The sequence below is a fragment of the Sulfurimonas lithotrophica genome, assembly GCF_009258225.1.
GTDB classification, from domain to species: domain Bacteria; phylum Campylobacterota; class Campylobacteria; order Campylobacterales; family Sulfurimonadaceae; genus Sulfurimonas; species Sulfurimonas lithotrophica.
On the sequence record NZ_CP043617.1, the window covers coordinates 1,022,873 to 1,042,390 of the forward strand.

Genomic DNA, 19,518 nt, shown 5'->3' on the forward strand with positions numbered 1-19,518 from the left:
AAGGAACTTTTGTGGATACAATAGAGTTAGAGTTAAAAAATAAAATCGCTAAGATGCTTATTGTAGGGTTTGATACTCTTAAAGCAGATAAAGAAGACTATATTTATAAGTGTATAAAAGAGTATAAAGTTGGTGGAGTTATACTTTTTGATAAATTTTATAATGATAGAGAAAAAGCTAAAAATATTAAAAATCCAGCACAATTAAAAAAATTGACGACCGAGCTTCAAAATATAAACAAAGAGAAACTTTTAATATCTATAGACCAAGAGGGCGGGCGTATAGCCAGACTTAAACAAGAAGATGGTTTTTCTAAAACTCTATCGGCAAAAGGACTTGCTTCTTTGGGTGAAGAAACTTCACGTAAGCATTATACATCCATTGCATCCGAGTTGCAAAACTTGGGTGTAAATGTTGACTTTGCACCACTTGTAGATTTAGGTCTAAATAAAGAGAGTGACGTCATATACAAATTGGACAGGGCTTATGGTGATGATGCAGAAACAGTAAGTAAATATGCAGAGATATTTATGGATGAACTGGCTAATCATAAAGTGATTAGCTGTCTTAAACATTTTCCCGGTCACGGTTCGGCTAAGGGTGATTCACACGAGGGTTTTGTAGATGCTACAACTACTTGGAGTGAACTAGAATTAGAACCGTATAAAAAACTTCTTTATAAAACCAAGATGATAATGACTGCACACGTTTTTAACAAAAATTTGGATGATAAGTATCCAGCTACACTATCTTATAATACAAATACAAAGTTGCTTAGAGAAAAACTTGGGTATGACGGTGTAATTATAGGGGATGATTTACAGATGGGTGCTATAAAAGAGCACTACTCAAATGAAGAGGCATTAAAACTTAGCATAAACTCAGGAGTTGATTTAGTTATGTACTGTAATCAGCTAGGAGACGACAAGGCTGAAGATATTATAGATATTATCTATAAGCTTGTAATAAACGGCGAGATAGCACAAGAACGTATAGAAGAGTCAAATAAACGCATAGATAGACTTTTGAGTGAGATATAGATGCAAACGGGCTTTTCGTTTTATGACTGGTTGATATTTGCTTCATACTTTGCACTGCTTATTTTTGCATCTATCTTTTTAGCCAATAAAAATATGAAAAGCTCACGTGAATTTTTTGTAGCATCCAATGCTATGCCTATTTATGCCGTAGCTCTTTCACTTTTAGCTACAGCTCAATCAGCTGCAACATTTTTGGGTGCACCGGAGTTTTCTTACAGATACGACTTAACGCTTATAGGTTACTCTATAACCTCACTTTTGGCCATATATATAGTTTCAAAACTATTAGTACCTAGGTTTTATGCAATTAATGCACTTAGTGTGTATGAACTTTTAAAAACAAGGTATGATGAGAGTGCATCTAAGAGTGCAGGGATAATGTTTTTGGTAGGGCGTGTATTTGCATCGGGGGCTAGGCTTTATATAGCTGCCATTGCACTTAGTATGATTGTGTTTTATGAAGTGAGCTTTTACAGCGTAGTTTTAAGTGTGATTATTTTAATAATAGGTGCTTTGATTTTTACCTATTTCGGCGGTGTAAAATCAGTAATATACAGTGACATTATTCAGATAGTGGTATATCTTGGAGCCGGGATAGCGGTTCTTTTTTATCTGTATAGCTCTTTAGGTATGGATTTCTCTACTATAATGTCTAAGTTAAATGAAGCTCAAAAGCTAAAATTTGTAGATTTTGAATTAAGTTTTTCAAATGAGGGGAAGTTTAATATCTTTGCTCTTCTAAGCGGATATATGCTTTTAAATATTGCCGCTTTTGGGCTTGATCAGGACTTAACTCAAAGGGTACTCTCATGTAAAAATGAAAAACAGGCAAGTTTTTCTTTATACGGTGCTACACTTTTAAGCATACCGGTATCTATGTTGTTTTTATCAATAGGTCTGCTTTTATATCTTTACTACCAAGAACATAGCATCTCACAAAAGTTTGAAGGACAGAGTGTTACGATTTTTATGTACTATATCTTAAATGAGATGCCTGAGGGTTTAAAAGGTTTTGTTACAATTGGGGCAATTGCCGCGGCACTCTCTAGTACAAACTCTGTTTTAGGTGCTATGAGCTCGGTCGCTATTGAAGATATATATAAGCCTTTTAAATTAAAAAAAGATCCAAACACCAAAGAGTTGCATTTTGTAAAAATGGCAAAAATTATGGTGCTTTTATTTGCTTTGGCATTATCTGTTATGGCAATTTTGAGTTATATCGTCCACTCTATGAGTGAAGTTCCGCTTATAAGTTTTGCCCTTGGTGTAATGGCATATGCCTACAGCGGACTTTTAGGTGTTTTTGCCGCAGCCATATTTACTACAAGGGGTAACTCAAAGTTAGTCCCTTATGCACTTTTAGGTGGATTTTTGAGTGTTTTAAGTATGCAAGGGTATACTTTTGGTTTTGATATAGGTTTCGCATGGCAATTAATGATAGGAACCTTTATCTCGTTTATTATTATGCAGATTGGGAAGGATTAAAATTGTTATATTTGAGTGTTAAACTAATACATATTTTTTCGGTGTTTATTTACGGTGGGTTTCTTTTTACGGATAATCTTTTTTTGGCAAAAATGAAAAATGATTTGAGCGATGATGAGCATAGTAAAGTTAGAGAATACTTTATGCAGTATGTTAGAAAGGTTGTGCCAAAAGCTCTTGTAGTAGCTGTTATAAGCGGTATATACCTTTTACATGAAAATTTTGGAACTATTAGTGCTGATGGTCTTAGCAGTTTTCAAATTATGCTTGGGCTAAAAGCATTCTTGGGATTATGGCTTGGAGCTCGCGGAATTTTACAAGTGTTTTTCGGTATTCAGCCTTTTATTTTTAAAAGTCATTTAGTACCTTTTATACTCGTAATTATAATTATTTTCTTATCCCAGGCGATGCACTACGGGAGTTTTTAGTTGATTTTTAAGTATTAAGAGGCAAGGTATGAAAAAAGAATTGTACATCGGTGTTATGAGCGGAACAAGTTTGGATGCCATAGATATATCACTGTGTGCAATAAACAAATCAAGCTTTAAAGTCGTTGCATCTAAAGAATATCCTTATGATGAAGAGTTAAAAGCAAGTGTACTTAAAATGATTTCTCAAAATATCTCTCTTAAAGAGTTCGGTGAAACAGATTATCGACTAGGTATGATGTATGTAGATGCAATAAGAAAGTTTTTAAAAGAATTTTCACTAAATACCAAAAATATAACTGCAATAGGACTTCACGGTCAAACTATCTGGCATGAACCAAAATCTGACTATCCTTTTTCTTTACAAATCGGAAATGCATCTTTAGTTGCCAAACAAACAGGAATAGATGTTGTAAGTGATTTTAGATCCGGAGATATAGCATTAGGCGGAGAAGGTGCTCCTTTTGCTCCCGTATTTCATAAAGAGATGTTTAGCACTTTAGGTAAAAAAACAGCTATCTTAAACCTTGGCGGTATAGCCAACTTGACTATACTTCAAGGTGGTATGCTCGGTTATGACTTAGGACCTGCAAATATACTTTTGGATATATGGATAAAAAAAAATAAAAATAAAAAATTTGACAAAGACTCAAAGTGGGCGAGAGAGGGCAGTGTTGATTTTGGATTGCTGAGCCGCTTTTTAGATGAAGATTTTTTTTCAAAAAAAGCACCCAAAAGTACAGGTAGAGAACTTTTTAATGAAGAGTGGCTGGAACTTAAACTGACAAATTTTAGTACAAAAGCTCAAGATGTTCAAAGAACACTCTTAGAACTTAGTGTTTCTATAATCGCAAAAGAGGTTAAAAAGTATGAAATAGAACTTCTTTTAGCTTGTGGAGGCGGAGCCAATAACGCTTATCTTATAGAATTGTTAGCCCAAAAGCTAGACGGCATAAAAGTATGTACTACTGATAAATTCGGTGTTAACGGCGATTTTTTGGAAGCTATGGCTTTTGCATATTTTGCTTATAAAAGAATCTCTAATGAAGAGTTGCATCTAAAAAGTGTAACGGGTGCTTCGCGAAACGGGATTTTAGGGGCTGTATATGCAGCTGATTAAAAAATTTTTAGCAAATAGCGTATATAAAGATTATGAAATACAAACAGCTTCTACCGATGCCAGCTTTAGAAGATACTTCCGTATAAGCAAAGATGAAAAAAGTTTTATCGTTATGGATTCGTCTTTAGAGAAGGAATCTTTAAAACCGTTTGTAGAGGTAACAAAAAAGCTCTTAAAAGCAGATGTGGATGCACCTAAAATATATTTTGAAAATTTAGAAGAGGGTTTTTTGGTTTTAGAAGATTTTGGTTCACAAGATCTTCTAAGCTCATTAAATAAAGATAATTTTAAAAAATATTATAAACTTGCTATAAACGAGATACTGAAGATGCAAAAGGCAGATACAAATGATTTGCCCATGTATGATGAAGTGTTTTTAAAAAAAGAGATGTCTTTGATGAAAGAATGGTTTATAGAAAAATTTATAAAAGACAAAAACTATGATACCGCTATGATTGATGAAGCCCTAAATTATATAGCAAAAGAGGTTCTTTCTCAGCCGCAAGGATATTTCGTACATCGCGATTTTCACTCAAGAAATATAATGCTAAGAAGTGATGAGAGTCTTGGCGTTATTGATTATCAAGATGCAATGAATGGAAGCATCACTTATGATTTAGTTTCACTTTTAAGAGATTTATATATAAGATTTGAGCCAAATGATATAGAAGAGTTGGCTTTATATTTTAGAGATATTGCAGGTATAGATGCAAACGATAAAGAGTTTATGAGATGGTTTGATTTTATGGGTATGCAACGTCATATCAAGGTACTTGGAATATTTTCTAGGCTTTATCTGCGTGATGGCAAAGACGGCTATTTAAAAGATTTACCGCTAACGCTTCAGTATCTGTTGGAATCTGCATCCAAATATGACGAAACCTCAAAACTATACGGGTATTTAAAAACGATTAGATTATGACAGCAATGATATTGGCAGCGGGACGCGGAGAAAGGATGCGTCCTTTGACGGATGAAAAACCAAAACCGCTTTTAGAAGTATCTCAAAAACCTCTTATAGAGTGGCATCTGGAAAAACTGGCACAGTGTGGATTTAAAAAAGTAGTTATAAATATAGCCCATTTAGGATATATGATACCAAAGAGGCTCGGCGATGGTTCAAAATGGGGTTTAGAGATATGCTACTCCGATGAGCAAGAAAGCGGAGCACTCGAGAGTGCAGGAGGAATCATAAAAGCATTACCTGAGCTTAGTGAAGAATTTTTGGTACTAAATGCGGATATATGGTGTGATTACGAGTTTAAAAACGGTTTTAAATTAAATGGTAAGCTGGCACATTTGATACTTGTAGAAAATCCAGAACATAATCCAAAGGGTGACTTTGAATATAAGGGTTTAAAATATACTTTTTCAGGAATAGGGTACTATTCTAAGAAAATGTTTGAAAATATGAAAGTAAAGAAGCTGGCATTAGCACCGATTTTAATACAAAACATAGCTAAAAATAAAATCAGCTTTGAAATTCATAAGGGAATATGGATGGATATCGGTACTGTGCAAAGATTAAAAAAGGTGAATAAACTATGCAATTTAAAATAATAATATTAATTTTTTTAACAACTACGTTATCGGCTAAATATACAAACTGTGATTTTAAAAACGAGCATTATACGGATATTTGTAAAAAAGTTGTAAAAAGTGGAGTAAGTTACGATTATGTAAACAGATTTTTACTTTCACATTTCAAAACAAAAAGGTTTGATGAAGTATCTTGGAAATATCTTCAGCCAAGACATATTAAAACACATAAAAAAAATGAAAAAAAAGCAAATAACTCATTAGTTTCTTCAATACCTAAAATAGTAAAACATCTAAAAAAGTATAAAGAAGTTTATGACTATACAGAAAAAAAGTACGGAGTAAACCGTGAGGTTGTAGCTTCCATACTTATGAAAGAAACAAGTCTTGGAAAACTAAAACCAAAACATGATGCTTTTATAGTGTTTAACACTATAGTAAAAAGGATAAATCCTAAAACAAACAGACAAAAATGGTTGCTAAAAATGGGAAAATCAAATATGGCATCTATAATAAAGCATTGTTACAAAAAAGATGTAGAACCAGAAGAGTGTAACTTGCCAAGCTCATATGCAGGGGCTGTCGGAATTCCGCAATTTATGCCTGAAAATTTTAAATATGCGAAAAGTTACTGTGAAGGCGAAATTTGCGATCTGACGAAAATGGAAGATGCCATAGTAAGTGCGAGTTATTTTTTACACAAACGTGCAAAATATAAAAAACTTATTGACTGGGATAAAATCCCTAATATGGAAAAAATTGAAGCCGATTGGTATGAGTTTGAATATAATAACCAATATGCATCGTTTTCTTACAAAAAAAATAGAAACGGCAGAGTCTATAAGTGTTATGTCTGCGGGAAAAAAGATTTACAATATTTAGATATATACATAAAGAAAGTCCTAAAATATAATAACTCCTCAAATTACGCAGTAGGTGTTATGAGACTGGCATACGATACACATTATTTTTAATATTTTATATAGTTCTAAATTAAAACAATATATAATAGTAACATAAAATAATAAAAGAGATGCATGAATTTAAGACTTTTAATAATATTTGCTTTACAGTTATATTTATACTCTCAGCCGATAATGCCGCTTCCTCTTAGCATCTCCGTAGATGAAAAAAAAGCTCAACTCGGTAAGGAACTATTTTTTGATACTATCCTCTCTTTAGATAACAGTGTATCTTGTGCAACGTGTCACGACATAGAAAAAGGCGGTGATGACGGGTTGGTTTTTTCTATCGGAATAAATGGAAGACAAGGGGATATAAATGCTCCTACGGTTTTTAATTCTATATATAATTTCAGACAATTTTGGAACGGAAGAGCAAAGGACTTAAAAGAGCAGGCAAAGGGTCCTATTGAGAATCCTTTAGAGATGGGAAATAATTTTGGAAATTTGATAGAGGTATTAAGTAATACTCCATATAGAAAAAGATTCAACGCCTTGTATAAAGACGGTATTACTGCAGATAATATAGCAGATGCGATAGCTGAATACGAAAAAACATTAATAACTCCGGAGTCTGCGTTTGATAAATATTTAAACGGTGATGAAGATGCTATAACTAAAGAGCAAAAAGAGGGTTATGAAGTTTTTAAAGATGTTGGTTGCATAACATGTCATCATGGAATTAACATAGGTGGAAATTTATATAATAAATTCGGTGTTATAGAATCTGCAACATCTAAACGTAAAGGTAGATACGAAGTCACACAGAATAAAGAAGATATTTATTATTTTAAAGTGCCCTCACTGAGGAACATAGAAAAAACTGCACCTTATTTGCATGACGGAAGATACGATAAACTAGAAGACGTAGTGAAGTTTATGTCTAAATATCAACTGGGTCGTGCTATTACGGATACAGAGATAGATAAAATAGTAAAATTTTTACATTCGCTAAGCGGTAAGATACCTCAAGGGATAGAGTAGTTTAGTATGAATAAGTTTGAAAATTTTACTACAAAAAATAAAACAGATACTGTATATGTACTGATAATATTTTTTATAGTTTTGATATCTGCTTTATCTTTGTATTTGATTAGAGCCAACAGCATTATACAAAGTGATACTGAATATAAAAAAATCATCTCTGAACTGCATATATTAAATAAGGGTTTTGATAATTTCTTTTTAAAATCCACTACATTTAATAATTATGACCTTATAAATAAAAATATTAAAGACTTTGAAGAAAAACTTGAAATATTATCGACAAAAAATAAAAATACAGTATTTAAAGATAAATATAACGATTTATTAAACAGATTAAAAAATGACTTTAAGGATAAAAAAAATGTTATTGAGTCCTTTAAATCCGAAAATGCTCTTTTAATAAGTTCTATACATTATCTCAATAAGTTAAATGAACTTGTTTCAAAAGAAAGACTACTGGATAAAAAAGATATAGATTTGATGCAAAAAACTTTATCCGATATTATGCTTTATTATATAAATACATCATTTCTTAGTAAAAATATATCTGCAAATGTAAAATACTTTTCCAATCTGCATGAAAAAAACAAACTAAACGAGTTAAAAATGTTTATAGCTCATGCAAATAAAAGCATACAAAGAATAGACAAGTTATCTAAAATAAAAAATAAAAAATATTTTTTAAACGATTCAATCAAAAACTTGGAACTCTTTTTGAATAAAAAATTTACAAATGCTATATACAACGGACGTATAGTAGTTGTAGTACTTTTGATTATTGCATTTTTCTTTTTAGCTGCTTTGCTTATCATGTATAAACGCACACTAAAAGTAAAAGATGATTTAATAAGTTTTACAACGGCGGTAGAAAATAGCTATAACTCTATTGTTATTACAGATGCCGAGAAAAATATTATATATGTGAACGATATTGTTTTAAAAGAAACCGGTTATGAAAAACATGAACTCTTAGGGCAAAATCCAAGGATTTTAAAATCAGGAGATAAATCTGATGAGTTTTATCAAGAGATGCATAAATCTCTTGATAAAGGAAATCGTTGGGAAGGCGAGTTTATAAATAAACGTAAAGACGGAACGGAGTTTTACGAAAAAGCTTCAATATTACCGATATTTCAAGATTCAAAGTTGGTTAATTATCTTGCCGTTAAATTAAATATTACCGATTACATTATTCAACAACAAAAAGTTAAACATATGGCATACCACGACTCTTTGACGTCATTGCCAAACAGAACAAACGTAGAAGAGTATCTAGAAATTAATTTACCGATTGCCAAAAGAAACAATCATAAGATTGCTATTTTGTTTATTGATATAGATAATTTTAAAACTATTAACGATACTTTAGGACACGACGTCGGAGATGACTTTATAAAAGAGTGTGCTAAAATGCTCAGAAGCGTACTTAGAAAATCGGATATATTGGCACGTATAGGCGGTGACGAATTTTTAATAATTTTAGAATCCATAGATACAAACTACAGTGCAGCAGATGTCAGTACCAAGATAATCGATATGTTTCAAAAACCAATTGATGTAAAAAACAATAAATTGACCTTAACTCTAAGTATCGGAATATCTATTTTTCCTAACGATGCAGATAACTATATCACTTTATTTAAATGTGCAGACATGGCTTTATACAAAGCAAAAGAAAGCGGAAAAAATAATTTTCAATATTACAAGAAAAAATTGTCCGTAAATATGCATGGTAGGTTAAATATAGAACAGGCTCTAAAAGGTGCTTTAAAAAAAGATGAAATTTTTCTTGTATATCAGCCAAAATATAATATTGCTTCAAAAGAGATTGTAGGTTTTGAGACTTTGGCAAGATGGGAAAACGAAAAATTAGGGCTTATTCCTCCGGATAAGTTTATTACTATAGCTGAGAGTACAAACGATATTTTAGAAATCGGTTTGTTTATTTTTAAAAAAGCATGTATAGATTTTAAAGACTTTAGAGAGATAAACACAAATCTTCAAACTATATCTATAAATATCTCTACCGTTCAGCTATACCAAGATAGTTTTATCAAAGATATTATGAATATAATAGATGAAGTCGGAATTGAAGCAAGCTCAATAATTCTTGAAATCACAGAGACACATATTATGAAAAATATTTTTTATAGCATGAGAGTTCTAAATGAACTAAAAACTCTTGGATTTAGCGTGTCTATAGATGATTTTGGGACAGGTTATTCCTCTCTTAATTATTTAAAACAGCTTCCGATTAACGAACTCAAAATAGATAAATCTTTTATAAATGATTTACCGTATGATTTAAATGATGTAGCTATATCTAAAGCGATTATATCACTCTCAAAAAATATGGGTTATGTAAACGTAGCAGAAGGTATAGAGACTACAGAACAAGAGGAGTTTTTATTAAGCGGCGGATGTGAAATAGGTCAGGGTTATCTGTTTTGTAAACCAAAGATAAAAGATGAGATAATTCAAATACTAAGAGATAAAACCCCTTAAGTATTTTGCAACTGCATCTTCATCGTTTGAATGTTTTGATATATATGTAGCTATCTTTTTTACGTCTTTATGAGCATTTGCGACGGCTACCGATGTTCCGGCTAATTCAAACATCCCTATATCGTTTAGATTGTCTCCAAACACCGTATAATGTTTAAAGTCTATGTTTAGGTATTCATTTACTTTTTTAAGACCGTGTGCCTTATCTGCATCTGCATGAAGCAGTGTAAGAAAATAACAATCCATGTAGGCTTCAGGTGCGAGTATATACTTTAGTGAATTTCCAAAAGTTTTATATAGTTCATTTTTTAAAATTAACAATTCATCTTCATCGCCCATATATACCAGTTTAAAGTTATCTTTCATAGCACGAATGTTTGATTTTTCTTCTAAGTTGTCATCACCTATATATCTGTCTAATAAACGGTGCTGATAATCATTTCTCTCTTTTGGGTATAAAAATGCTTCATTTAGGTTTTTATCTTTTAGTGCCAGCACAAAGGGAAAAAGATTATGTTTAGAACCAAGTTCAATAATAGCATCTGCCATATCTTTTTCTATGATTTTCATATCTATTATTTTTTTATCTTCACTTACAATAAGCGAACCGTCAAGTAAAATCATAGGTGCATTTATATTTAGACCATCTAAAAACTGTTCTGTTTTTTTAAATGTTCTTGCAGTAGCTACCGAGAGAGTACTTTTTAAAGACAAAGAGTTCCAAGTATCTTTTGTAAACTCACTTACACTTAAATCACTTCTTAAAAAAGTGTGGTCTAAATCAGTTATAAAAACTTTACCCATCTACTTAGACCTTTTTGCATAAAACTCTTTTTTGAACTCTGTATATCTATCTTGTAAAATTGCCTCACGTGCTTGTTTCATAAGATTTAGGTAATAATAAAGGTTATGCAGGGTTGCAAGACGAAAGTATGTAATCTCACGGCTTCTAAATAGGTGGTTTATATATGCACGGCTATATCTTTTACAAGTAGGGCATTCACACTCTGCATCTATAGGAGAGGGATCTTCTTTAAATTTGGCACCTTTAATATTTAACTTACCAAAAGAAGTAAAAAGAGTTCCGTTTCTTGCATTTCTGGTTGGCATCACACAGTCAAACATATCTACTCCGCGTTCTATATTTTCAATTAGATCTTCAGGAGTTCCGACACCCATCAGGTAGCGTGGTTTATCTTCAGGCATATACTGTGTAGTATGCTCAACCGTATCGTACATCTCATTATTTAACTCACCCACGCTAAGCCCGCCTATGGCAAAGCCGTCATAATCAAGTGCACAAAGCTCAGTTGCACTTTTTGTACGCATCTCTTTATCTATTCCGCCTTGTATAATGGCAAATATATTTTGATCTACTCCAATTCCCTCTTTTTGTTTTGTACGAAAGTATTCAATAGAGTCTTTTGCCCACTCGGTTGTTCTTTCGATGCTAAGTTTAATACGCTCTTTTGTAGCGGGAAGTGCAACTAAATCATCTAATATCATCATGATGTCACTTCCAAGGTTATGTTGAATATCTATAACTTTTTTAGGAGTGAAAAAATGCTTTGAACCGTCAATATGGCTTCTAAACTCTATACCGTCTTCTTTTGGTTTAGATATATCGGACAGGGAAAATGCCTGAAAACCTCCGCTATCTGTTAAAAAGCTTTTAGGATATGTTGAAAAACCGTGAAGTTTTCCCATTTTTGCTATTGTTTTATCTCCGGGACGAAGGTATGTATGATATGTATTTGCCAAAATTATTTCGGCTCCAAGCGTATCTATGACGTCTTGCATATCAAGAGCTTTGATAGTACCAAGTGTGCCGACAGGCATAAATACAGGTGTTTGTATAGTTGAATGTGCAGTTTTTATAGTACAGGCACGGGCTTTGTTTGATGTGGCATCTAAAGTAAATTCCATAAGTTTATATTCCAAAGATTATTATTTTTGTGCAATTATAGCATTAATAAAAATTGTAGAAACTTTTCTAAGATTTAAGTCCGTTTTTTGTAGAATACAAAAAAATATTTTTAAAAAGGCATATTAATGGCAACAATCGGTATGGGTGATATCAAAAAAAACGTTCGTTTAATTGTTGGCGAAGTTCCATATAAAGTGGTTGAATTTCAACACGTTAAACCGGGTAAAGGTGCAGCTTTTGTTCGTATGAAAATGAAGAGTTATTTAAACGGAAAAGTGGTTGAAAAAACCGTACATGCGGGTGATAAGTTTGAAGTTCCCGAGATAACGTATAAAACTATGCAGTATCTTTATGACGATGGAGATATGTATCAGTTTATGGATAACGATACTTATGACCAACTTGGATTATCTTATGAGCAATGTGAAGATGCATCTAAATGGTTTAAAGACGGTATAAACGTAGATATTATTTTTTACAAAGGTGATGCTATAAGTGTTGCGGCTCCTGAAGTGATGGAGTTTGTTATTGCTGAGACTCCACCTAACTTTAAAGGTGATACTTCAAGCGGTAGTAAAAAACCTGCTACATTAGAGAGCGGTGCAGTTGTTCAAGTTCCATACCATGTACTTGAAGGTGATACTATCAAAGTAAATACCGTAGATGGCGAATACTTAGAAAAAGTAAAATAAACCTCTTTTTTATGCTTTAATGATTCTTTGCATTAAAGCATAAATAACTAAAACAATTCCGCTTTTGCGGGTTTATGCAAAAAGTAACCTTGAAAGTAGTTACAACCCATCATCATTAGTTTAGTGACTTGTTCTTGCGTTTCAACCCCTTCAGCTATAATATCCAATCCAAATTTTTGTCCTATAGAGATTATTGTTTGTGTGATGATTTCATCATTTTTGTTATTTACAATATCACAAATAAAAGACTGATCTATTTTTAGCTCATCAATCGGAAGTGCTTTAAGATATGCAAGAGATGAGTAACCTGTCCCAAAATCGTCTATTGAAATAGATATTCCCATGTTTTTTAACTGAAAAATTTTCTCTAAAGCCCTATCTATATTCCCTATAAGTAAATTTTCCGTTAGTTCGAGTCTTAATAATTTTGGATTTATATTGTACGTATCTAAAATAGCTTTTAATGTTTGGATGAATACATCTGTTTCAAATTGACGTATGCTTACGTTTACAGATAGTCGCCAATTCTTTTTACTTTGTTCGTTTTCCCAGCTTTTTAACTGTTTAACAGCCTCTTCAAGTATCCAATTTCCGAGTTTGATTATAAGTCCGCTTTCTTCGGCTACGGGTATAAAACTGCTTGGAGATATAACACCTTTAGTCGGATGAATCCAACGTACCAATGCTTCTAAGCCTATTATCTTTTTTTCTTCTTCCAAAGAATATTGTGCTTGGTAATAAAGTGAAAACTCTTTATGTTCTATAGAGTGTCTTATTCTATCTGTTAGTTTTGCTTTTTCTATAATCTCTTCTTGTAGTTTTGGATCAAAAAAACTAAATCCGTTTTTACCGTTTTTCTTTGCATTATGAAGAGCACTGTCGGCAAAATTTATAAGTTCCAGGCAAGAGGAAGTGTCATCGTTAAACATTACTATACCTATGCTTGCACTCATAAAAAAAGTATAGTCGTTTATAGTATATGGATTTTGTAGTGTTTTTAGTATTTTTTTTGCTAAATTTTTTGTTGAATGAAGTGCATCGTGTCTAATTTGGGAATTTACCTTGTTTAAAATAATAAACTCGTCAGATCCGGGTCTACCTAAAATATCGTGCTCTTCCAAACACTCTTGAATTCTTTTTTTAGTTTCATTTAAAATTTTGTCTCCTACATTATGCCCTTTTATATCATTAACAAGTTTAAAGTCGTCAATATTTAAAAGTAAAATAGAATTAAATTTATTGTTTTTTTTGCTATCGGATATTGCCTCTCTTATATGAACTTTTAACGAATCTTTATTTGGAAGATTTGTAAGGGTGTCGTAGTAAGCCAGCTTGGATATTTTTTTTTCTAAATTTTTTTGAACGGTTATATCTAAACCTATTTGAATTTTGACTTTTCTGTTATCGTTCCATTTTACTATTCTGTCGTTAAAAAGATAAGTTTTCCCGTTAATTGAATTTTTGTTTTCCCATTCGTAAACCGTTCCGATATCAAGGTTTAAAAGGTTTTTATTTTTTTGCATAGGACAAAAATGGCAAGGGCTGTTTTCATCTTTTTGCAATACTTTGTAGCAAGTTTTACCTATTACATTCCCAAATTCTTCTTTGCATCTATCATTGGCATATATGATTTCATAGTTTTGCAAATCTATGACATAAACTAAAGCACCCGTATAGTTTACTATTGTCTCTAAAGGGTTAAACGTATCACTTAAGTACATAAGATTTACCGTTCTTGAGATAGTTTGTCTAAAAGTATAAATAATTCTTTGCTGGATAGTTCTGCTAGTTTAAAATGTTCCAATATCTCTTTAATATCTGTAGAATTTTCTTTTAAATTTTCAATAGCCTTTATAATATGGTCGTGTACGTTTTTATGAGGTTTAAGAAGTTCATTATAACTTTGAGTATGTCCGAATCTATCTTTTCCGATACCCGTATCATACCATTTTCCAAGTCTGCAATCGTGATGATTTGAAAAATGAGTATCGGTTTTATTATGAAAAAACGTATCGTAAGCATTGGCTTTAAAGAAAAGATGGTCTAATTTTACAAGTCCTATAAAGGTATCGTCAAGAACGGTATCTATAGATTCAACAATATGTTCACCGTCATCTGCAAATTGTTGAAGTTTTACTTCAAAATCTTTTGTCAATTGTTCTGATTTTTGTGCTATATGTGTCATGGTTGAAGATGTTTCTTCTATATTGTGAGATTCTTGTTTTAATATATTGATTGTCAATTCAACTTCTTTGGTTGCTTTTTGCGTTCTCTCTGCCAGTTTTCTTACCTCGTCTGCCACAACGGCAAAACCACGCCCGTGATCACCCGCACGAGCTGCTTCTATGGCAGCATTAAGTGCGAGTAGGTTTGTTTGGTCTGCAATATCGTTTATAAGCTCCATTAAGGAAGATACATCCCCGATTCCACTAGCGAGTTTTGAAACACCGTCGTTTGATTCTTCAATAGCACCCATCAGTTTAACCAAGTTTTTAGATATAGACGATAAGCTTTGTTTTGAACCAAAAGAGGAAGTTTTTGAATGCTCTTGCATATTTAAAAGCGTATCAACGGTTGATGAAAAATCTTTTTGAAGAATAGGGATATTATCTATACATGTAGATAACAACAAATCAACAATACTGTTATAAATAAGTTGTTCATCTAAGTTTTTTGTTTTTATTTCAAGTTTTTGTTGTAAATTTTCATTCTCTTTTTTAAGTTGATTTATCACATTTTGAAAATGTTCGATCTCATCCTTTTTTTGGATAAGTTCCTTATTTAGCCTATCTTTTTTTTGAAAGTTAAACATTATATTTCCTTTTATATTATTACACGTGATTTAATCTATGCGTTAATAATCAATAAGTGATTGTAGCAACAATTTTAACTCAATATAATTTAAATATTTATTAATTTTTAACAAAAATTAATAATTAAGGGGGATACTTATGAGTATATATAAAAATTTATGTGTAGCTGATGAAGAAGAAGTTAGGGAATTTATTCAACTTGTAGCTAGTAATATAAAAAGAATCAGGCAAGAAAAGGGTGTAACTCAATTAGAACTGGCTTTAATGATAGGGCAAAAATCTTCTGCATTTTATGCCAATGCCGAAAATTCTGCAAAAAACAGAAGATTTAATTTAGAACATATATATAAAATTTCTAAGGCTTTGGATGTTGAAGTAAGTGATTTTTTTAAAAAATAGAATAAAAAAGTTAGTTCATATTAAGCGAAGTTAACTATAATATTTTTAATTATTTAGCATAGGATTTTTATGAGCGCTCAACCTTTTACTCACTTACATTTACATACGGAATACTCACTCTTAGACGGTGCAAATAAACTTACAAATCTAGTTAAACAGGTTAAAGAGCTTGGTATGACAAGTGTAGCTATGACGGACCACGGTAATATGTTCGGTGCAATTGATTTTTACCACCAGATGAAAGAAGCCGGTATAAAACCGATTATTGGAATGGAAGGTTATATACATAACGGTGAAACATTAGATGACAAATCTACAAAACAAAGGTTTCATATATGTTTGTTTGCCAAAAATAAAAAAGGCTATGAAAATCTAATGTATTTGTCTTCTAAAGCATTTATAGAAGGTATGTACTATTTTCCTCGTATAAACAAAAATGAGTTACGTGAGCATTCTGAGGGTATTATATGTTCTAGTGCTTGTCTTCAAGGTGAAGTTAACTGGCATCTAAATACGGCAAATGAACGTAACGTAAAAAACGGAGCATTGGGATACGCCGGTGCTTTAGAAGTCGCTCGTGAATATAAAGATATATTCGGAGATGATTTTTATTTGGAGATTATGCGTCACGGAATAGGCGATCAGCTTTTTATTGACGAGCAGATTCTAAAAATATCTAAAGAGTTGGATATAAAAGTGGTAGCTACAAACGATACCCACTATACATATCCGGGTGATGCACAGTATCATGAAGCTTTTATGTGTATCGGAATGAATAAACTCTACGATGATCCAAACCGTCTTCGCCATTCCGTTCATGAGTTTTACTTAAAATCACCTGCACAGATGCAGAGACTTTTTGCAGATATTCCAGAAGCATTGATACATACTCAAGAGATAGTAGATAAATGTGAAGATTTTGTACCGGTTGTAAAAACACCGACACCTCCAAACTTTAAATTTACACCCGAATATGCGCAAAAAGACGGTTTTGCATTAAGTTGTGATGAGCCAAATACTATGGATGCAGAGTATTTTGTATTTTGTTGTAAAAAAGGGCTTGAAGAGCGTTTAAAACATGTACCACAGGATAGACACCAAGAGTATAAAGAACGTCTAGAATTTGAAATGGATATTATCAACTCTATGAAATTTCCGGGATATATGCTTATAGTTTGGGATTTTGTTAGAGTAGCCAAAGAGATGGGTATAGCGGTTGGTCCCGGACGCGGATCTGCCGCGGGAAGTCTTGTTGCATATGCACTGGAAATTACAGATATCGATCCTATGAAGTATGATTTGCTTTTTGAGAGATTTTTAAATCCCGAACGTGTATCGATGCCCGATATCGATATGGACTTTATGCAGGCACGCCGTGGTGAAGTAATTGATTATGTTGTAGAAAAATACGGTCGTAATCAAGTTGCTCAGATTATTACCTTTGGTTCACTTCTTGCCAAAGGGGTTATACGTGATGTTGCACGCGTGCTTGATATGCCTCTAAGTCAAGCAGACAAAATGGCAAAACTTATACCTGATGAGCTTGGTATTACGCTAAACGGTAAAGAAAAAAAAGGTGAGTTTATACCGGGGGCTTTTCAAAAAGAGCCTAAACTTCAAGAACTTGTTGAAACAGACACAAATGCAGCAAGGGTTTGGGAGTTTGCAAAAAAACTCGAAGGGCTTAAAAGAAACTCAGGTATTCATGCCGCAGGTGTAGTTATAAGCAATGAAGAGTTATGGAAAAAGACACCAATATACAAACCTTCGGGTGAAGATACTTTTGTGACGCAATACTCGCTAAACTATCTTGAAGATGTTGATTTAATTAAGTTTGACTTCTTGGGTCTTAAAACTCTTGATGTAATCGATAATGCTATAAAACTTATAAAGCTCAGATACGATAAGGATATAGATTGGCATAAAATCGATGAGAATGACCCTAAGGTTTATGAAGTTATTCGCGGCGGAAATACGGTTGGGATGTTTCAGATAGAATCAGACGGTATGCAGGATTTAAATAAACGTCTTAAACCTGATAGTTTTGAAGACTTGATTGCGGTCTTGGCACTTTATAGACCGGGACCGATGGAATCAGGGATGCTTGATAGCTTTATAGAGCGTAAGCACGGACGTGAAGCGATAGAATATACTTTTGATGCGATGGAGCCTATACTAAACAATACATACGGGGTCATCGTTTATCAAGAACAGGTTATGCAGATAGTTCAGACTATCGGTGGTTTTAGTTTGGGTTATTCAGATATTATCCGTCGTGCAATGGGTAAGAAAAAAGATATGGCGGTATATAACGCCGAGTTTAGTGAAGGTGCACAAAAGCAGGGGCTTGATTACGACAAAGCATCTCAGCTGTTTGATTTGATTGAAAAGTTTGCGGGTTACGGTTTTAACAAGTCTCACTCTGCGGCATATGCAATGGTTACATTTCAAACTGCTTGGCTAAAAACGTATTATCCAAACGAATTTATGGCAGCACTTCTTACAAGCGATAAGGACAATACCGATAAAGTCGTCAGATATATCGATGAAGTCAAAAGAATGGGAATCGAACTCTCGCCTCCGGATATCTGTGATTCGCAACTAGAGTTTTCTGCTATAAATAAAGACGGACAGGAGATAATCCTTTTTGGACTTGGAGCTATTAAAGGTGTTGGTGGAGCTGCGATAGAATCAATGCTAAAAGAAAGAAAAGAAAATGGCGATTATAAGTCTTTAGAAGATTTTGTAAATAGAATTGAACCTTCAAAAGTAAATAAACGTGTGATTGAATCGGCTATAAAGGCAGGAGCGTTTGACAGGTACGGGTATTCCCGAAAGGCATTGCTTGACCAGATTGAGCTTATAGTTGAGACTGCAAAAAGTGCAAGTGAAGCCAAAAAAAATGCGGCTGGGAGCTTGTTTGGAGATGATGCAGAAATCACTACCGTAAAACTTGAACTTAGCAACTCTGAAGAGTATGGTTTAAAATCAATCTTGGAATTTGAAAAAAATACCTTAGGATTTTATGTATCTGGGCATCCTTTGGACGACTTTAGAGAAAAAATAGAACAACTAAACTATACACTCTCATCAGAGATAGCAGATGCCAAAGACGGTTCATATGTTATATTTATAGGTAAAGTTGAAGATGTAGAGAAAAAAATATCTAAAAAGGGAAATCAGTTCGGTATCGTAGATTTGATGGATTTTCACGGAAATATAGATATTATGCTTTTTGAAGATAAACTCAACGAACTTGAAGAGATGGATCTGGATGAACCTATAGCTTTTAAAGCAAAAATTACCCATACGGATATGTTTACCCGCATAGGTGTTACAAAAATCATGACTCTAAAAGAAGCAACCAAAGAGACAAAAAAAGTTAAAAAAGAGGTGCGTGAGATTCCGCAAGAGCCTTTAAATTTAGCCGTTAAGATAAGTGATGATTCAAAAATTCTGGATGAACTTTATACCTTAGTCAGACAAAATCCCGGAAGTAGGGAGTTAAAATTGACTATCGTATCGAAATTACAAAATATCGTTATAGAATCCGGCATAAGGGTAAACAACAATATTATAAAAGCTATAGACGGAAATGAACTTATTGATATTTTGTAAAAG

At 32.8% G+C, this 19,518-nt stretch carries 16 protein-coding genes and 1 pseudogene; 12 read left to right on the top strand and 5 right to left on the bottom strand.

The features are described 5' to 3' along the window. Window positions 1-11: 11 nt before the first annotated feature. The 9 genes from FJR48_RS05165 to FJR48_RS05205 all read left to right on the top strand — a co-directional run bounded on the left by FJR48_RS05165 (window position 12) and on the right by FJR48_RS05205 (window position 10,066). Window positions 12-1,040 (top strand): glycoside hydrolase family 3 protein, encoded by a 1,029-nt coding sequence (locus FJR48_RS05165; RefSeq protein WP_241856137.1) that lies wholly within the window; start codon window positions 12-14, stop codon window positions 1,038-1,040. Next, window positions 1,041-2,525 carry a sodium:solute symporter gene (locus FJR48_RS05170; protein ID WP_152307091.1) on the top strand — a complete coding sequence of 495 codons (1,485 nt, stop codon included), beginning with the start codon at window positions 1,041-1,043 and terminating at the stop codon, window positions 2,523-2,525. It begins immediately after the preceding gene. A gap of 2 nt (window positions 2,526-2,527) precedes the next feature. Next, complete coding sequence (locus FJR48_RS05175) at window positions 2,528-2,953, top strand: hypothetical protein (RefSeq protein ID WP_241856140.1); 426 nt, start codon at window positions 2,528-2,530, stop codon at window positions 2,951-2,953. 28 nt (window positions 2,954-2,981) lie between these two features. After that, the gene (locus FJR48_RS05180; RefSeq protein ID WP_152307092.1) at window positions 2,982-4,073 is read left to right on the top strand and encodes an anhydro-N-acetylmuramic acid kinase; all 1,092 of its coding nucleotides are present in this window, start codon (window positions 2,982-2,984) and stop codon (window positions 4,071-4,073) included. Further along, window positions 4,060-4,995 carry an aminoglycoside phosphotransferase family protein gene (locus FJR48_RS05185; protein ID WP_152307093.1) on the top strand — a complete coding sequence of 312 codons (936 nt, stop codon included), beginning with the start codon at window positions 4,060-4,062 and terminating at the stop codon, window positions 4,993-4,995. The genes FJR48_RS05180 and FJR48_RS05185 overlap by 14 nt, the downstream gene beginning before the upstream one ends. After that, the gene (murU, locus tag FJR48_RS05190) at window positions 4,992-5,633 is read left to right on the top strand and encodes an N-acetylmuramate alpha-1-phosphate uridylyltransferase MurU (protein WP_152307094.1); all 642 of its coding nucleotides are present in this window, start codon (window positions 4,992-4,994) and stop codon (window positions 5,631-5,633) included. The genes FJR48_RS05185 and murU overlap by 4 nt, the downstream gene beginning before the upstream one ends. Beyond that, window positions 5,618-6,586 carry a lytic murein transglycosylase gene (locus FJR48_RS05195; protein WP_152307095.1) on the top strand — a complete coding sequence of 323 codons (969 nt, stop codon included), beginning with the start codon at window positions 5,618-5,620 and terminating at the stop codon, window positions 6,584-6,586. The genes murU and FJR48_RS05195 overlap by 16 nt, the downstream gene beginning before the upstream one ends. A gap of 63 nt (window positions 6,587-6,649) precedes the next feature. After that, window positions 6,650-7,558, top strand: a complete 909-nt coding sequence (locus tag FJR48_RS05200) for a cytochrome-c peroxidase (protein ID WP_152307096.1) — start codon at window positions 6,650-6,652, stop codon at window positions 7,556-7,558. 6 nt (window positions 7,559-7,564) lie between these two features. Then, on the top strand, window positions 7,565-10,066 hold the full coding sequence (locus tag FJR48_RS05205) for an EAL domain-containing protein (RefSeq protein ID WP_152307097.1): 2,502 nt from the start codon (window positions 7,565-7,567) through the stop codon (window positions 10,064-10,066). Here the strand turns inward: FJR48_RS05205 and FJR48_RS05210 are convergent. Further along, window positions 10,046-10,870 carry an HAD family hydrolase gene (locus FJR48_RS05210; protein ID WP_152307098.1) on the bottom strand — a complete coding sequence of 275 codons (825 nt, stop codon included), beginning with the start codon at window positions 10,868-10,870 and terminating at the stop codon, window positions 10,046-10,048. The two genes, FJR48_RS05205 and FJR48_RS05210, sit on opposite strands and share 21 nt — an antisense overlap. After that, window positions 10,871-11,992, bottom strand: coding sequence for a tRNA guanosine(34) transglycosylase Tgt (tgt, locus tag FJR48_RS05215; RefSeq protein ID WP_152307099.1), 1,122 nt, complete (start codon window positions 11,990-11,992; stop codon window positions 10,871-10,873). A 126-nt stretch (window positions 11,993-12,118) separates the two neighbouring features. On the opposite strand from tgt, the gene efp reads away from it, so the two are divergent. After that, window positions 12,119-12,685, top strand: coding sequence for an elongation factor P (gene efp / locus FJR48_RS05220; RefSeq protein ID WP_152307100.1), 567 nt, complete (start codon window positions 12,119-12,121; stop codon window positions 12,683-12,685). A gap of 47 nt (window positions 12,686-12,732) precedes the next feature. Here the strand turns inward: efp and FJR48_RS05225 are convergent, their stop codons facing one another. From FJR48_RS05225 to FJR48_RS12550, 3 genes and pseudogenes are all read right to left on the bottom strand, one after another. Further along, window positions 12,733-14,406, bottom strand: a complete 1,674-nt coding sequence (locus FJR48_RS05225; protein WP_152307101.1) for a putative bifunctional diguanylate cyclase/phosphodiesterase — start codon at window positions 14,404-14,406, stop codon at window positions 12,733-12,735. A 5-nt stretch (window positions 14,407-14,411) separates the two neighbouring features. After that, window positions 14,412-14,840: a CZB domain-containing protein gene (locus tag FJR48_RS12545; RefSeq protein ID WP_241856177.1), complete on the bottom strand. Its 429-nt coding sequence runs from the start codon at window positions 14,838-14,840 to the stop codon at window positions 14,412-14,414. Continuing rightward, window positions 14,829-15,497, bottom strand: a pseudogene (locus tag FJR48_RS12550) (methyl-accepting chemotaxis protein); the annotation flags it as partial. The gene FJR48_RS12545 and the pseudogene FJR48_RS12550, both read right to left, overlap by 12 nt. A gap of 139 nt (window positions 15,498-15,636) precedes the next feature. Between FJR48_RS12550 and FJR48_RS05235 the strand changes: the two are divergent. Then, window positions 15,637-15,897 (top strand): helix-turn-helix domain-containing protein, encoded by a 261-nt coding sequence (locus FJR48_RS05235; protein ID WP_152307103.1) that lies wholly within the window; start codon window positions 15,637-15,639, stop codon window positions 15,895-15,897. A gap of 69 nt (window positions 15,898-15,966) precedes the next feature. After that, window positions 15,967-19,515 (top strand): DNA polymerase III subunit alpha, encoded by a 3,549-nt coding sequence (gene dnaE, locus FJR48_RS05240; protein WP_152307104.1) that lies wholly within the window; start codon window positions 15,967-15,969, stop codon window positions 19,513-19,515. Window positions 19,516-19,518: the final 3 nt, after the last annotated feature.

Coding starts and splice junctions, on each gene's coding strand:
- FJR48_RS05170 (WP_152307091.1), top strand. CDS start 1,041: ATGCAAACGGGCTTTTCGTTTTATGACTGGTTGATATTTGCTTCATAC.
- FJR48_RS05195 (WP_152307095.1), top strand. CDS start 5,618: ATGCAATTTAAAATAATAATATTAATTTTTTTAACAACTACGTTATCG.
- FJR48_RS05185 (WP_152307093.1), top strand. CDS start 4,060: ATGCAGCTGATTAAAAAATTTTTAGCAAATAGCGTATATAAAGATTAT.
- FJR48_RS05180 (WP_152307092.1), top strand. CDS start 2,982: ATGAAAAAAGAATTGTACATCGGTGTTATGAGCGGAACAAGTTTGGAT.
- FJR48_RS05200 (WP_152307096.1), top strand. CDS start 6,650: ATGAATTTAAGACTTTTAATAATATTTGCTTTACAGTTATATTTATAC.
- murU (WP_152307094.1), top strand. CDS start 4,992: ATGACAGCAATGATATTGGCAGCGGGACGCGGAGAAAGGATGCGTCCT.
- efp (WP_152307100.1), top strand. CDS start 12,119: ATGGCAACAATCGGTATGGGTGATATCAAAAAAAACGTTCGTTTAATT.
- FJR48_RS05205 (WP_152307097.1), top strand. CDS start 7,565: ATGAATAAGTTTGAAAATTTTACTACAAAAAATAAAACAGATACTGTA.
- FJR48_RS05235 (WP_152307103.1), top strand. CDS start 15,637: ATGAGTATATATAAAAATTTATGTGTAGCTGATGAAGAAGAAGTTAGG.
- FJR48_RS05225 (WP_152307101.1), bottom strand. CDS start 14,406: ATGTACTTAAGTGATACGTTTAACCCTTTAGAGACAATAGTAAACTAT.
- FJR48_RS05210 (WP_152307098.1), bottom strand. CDS start 10,870: ATGGGTAAAGTTTTTATAACTGATTTAGACCACACTTTTTTAAGAAGT.
- dnaE (WP_152307104.1), top strand. CDS start 15,967: ATGAGCGCTCAACCTTTTACTCACTTACATTTACATACGGAATACTCA.
- tgt (WP_152307099.1), bottom strand. CDS start 11,992: ATGGAATTTACTTTAGATGCCACATCAAACAAAGCCCGTGCCTGTACT.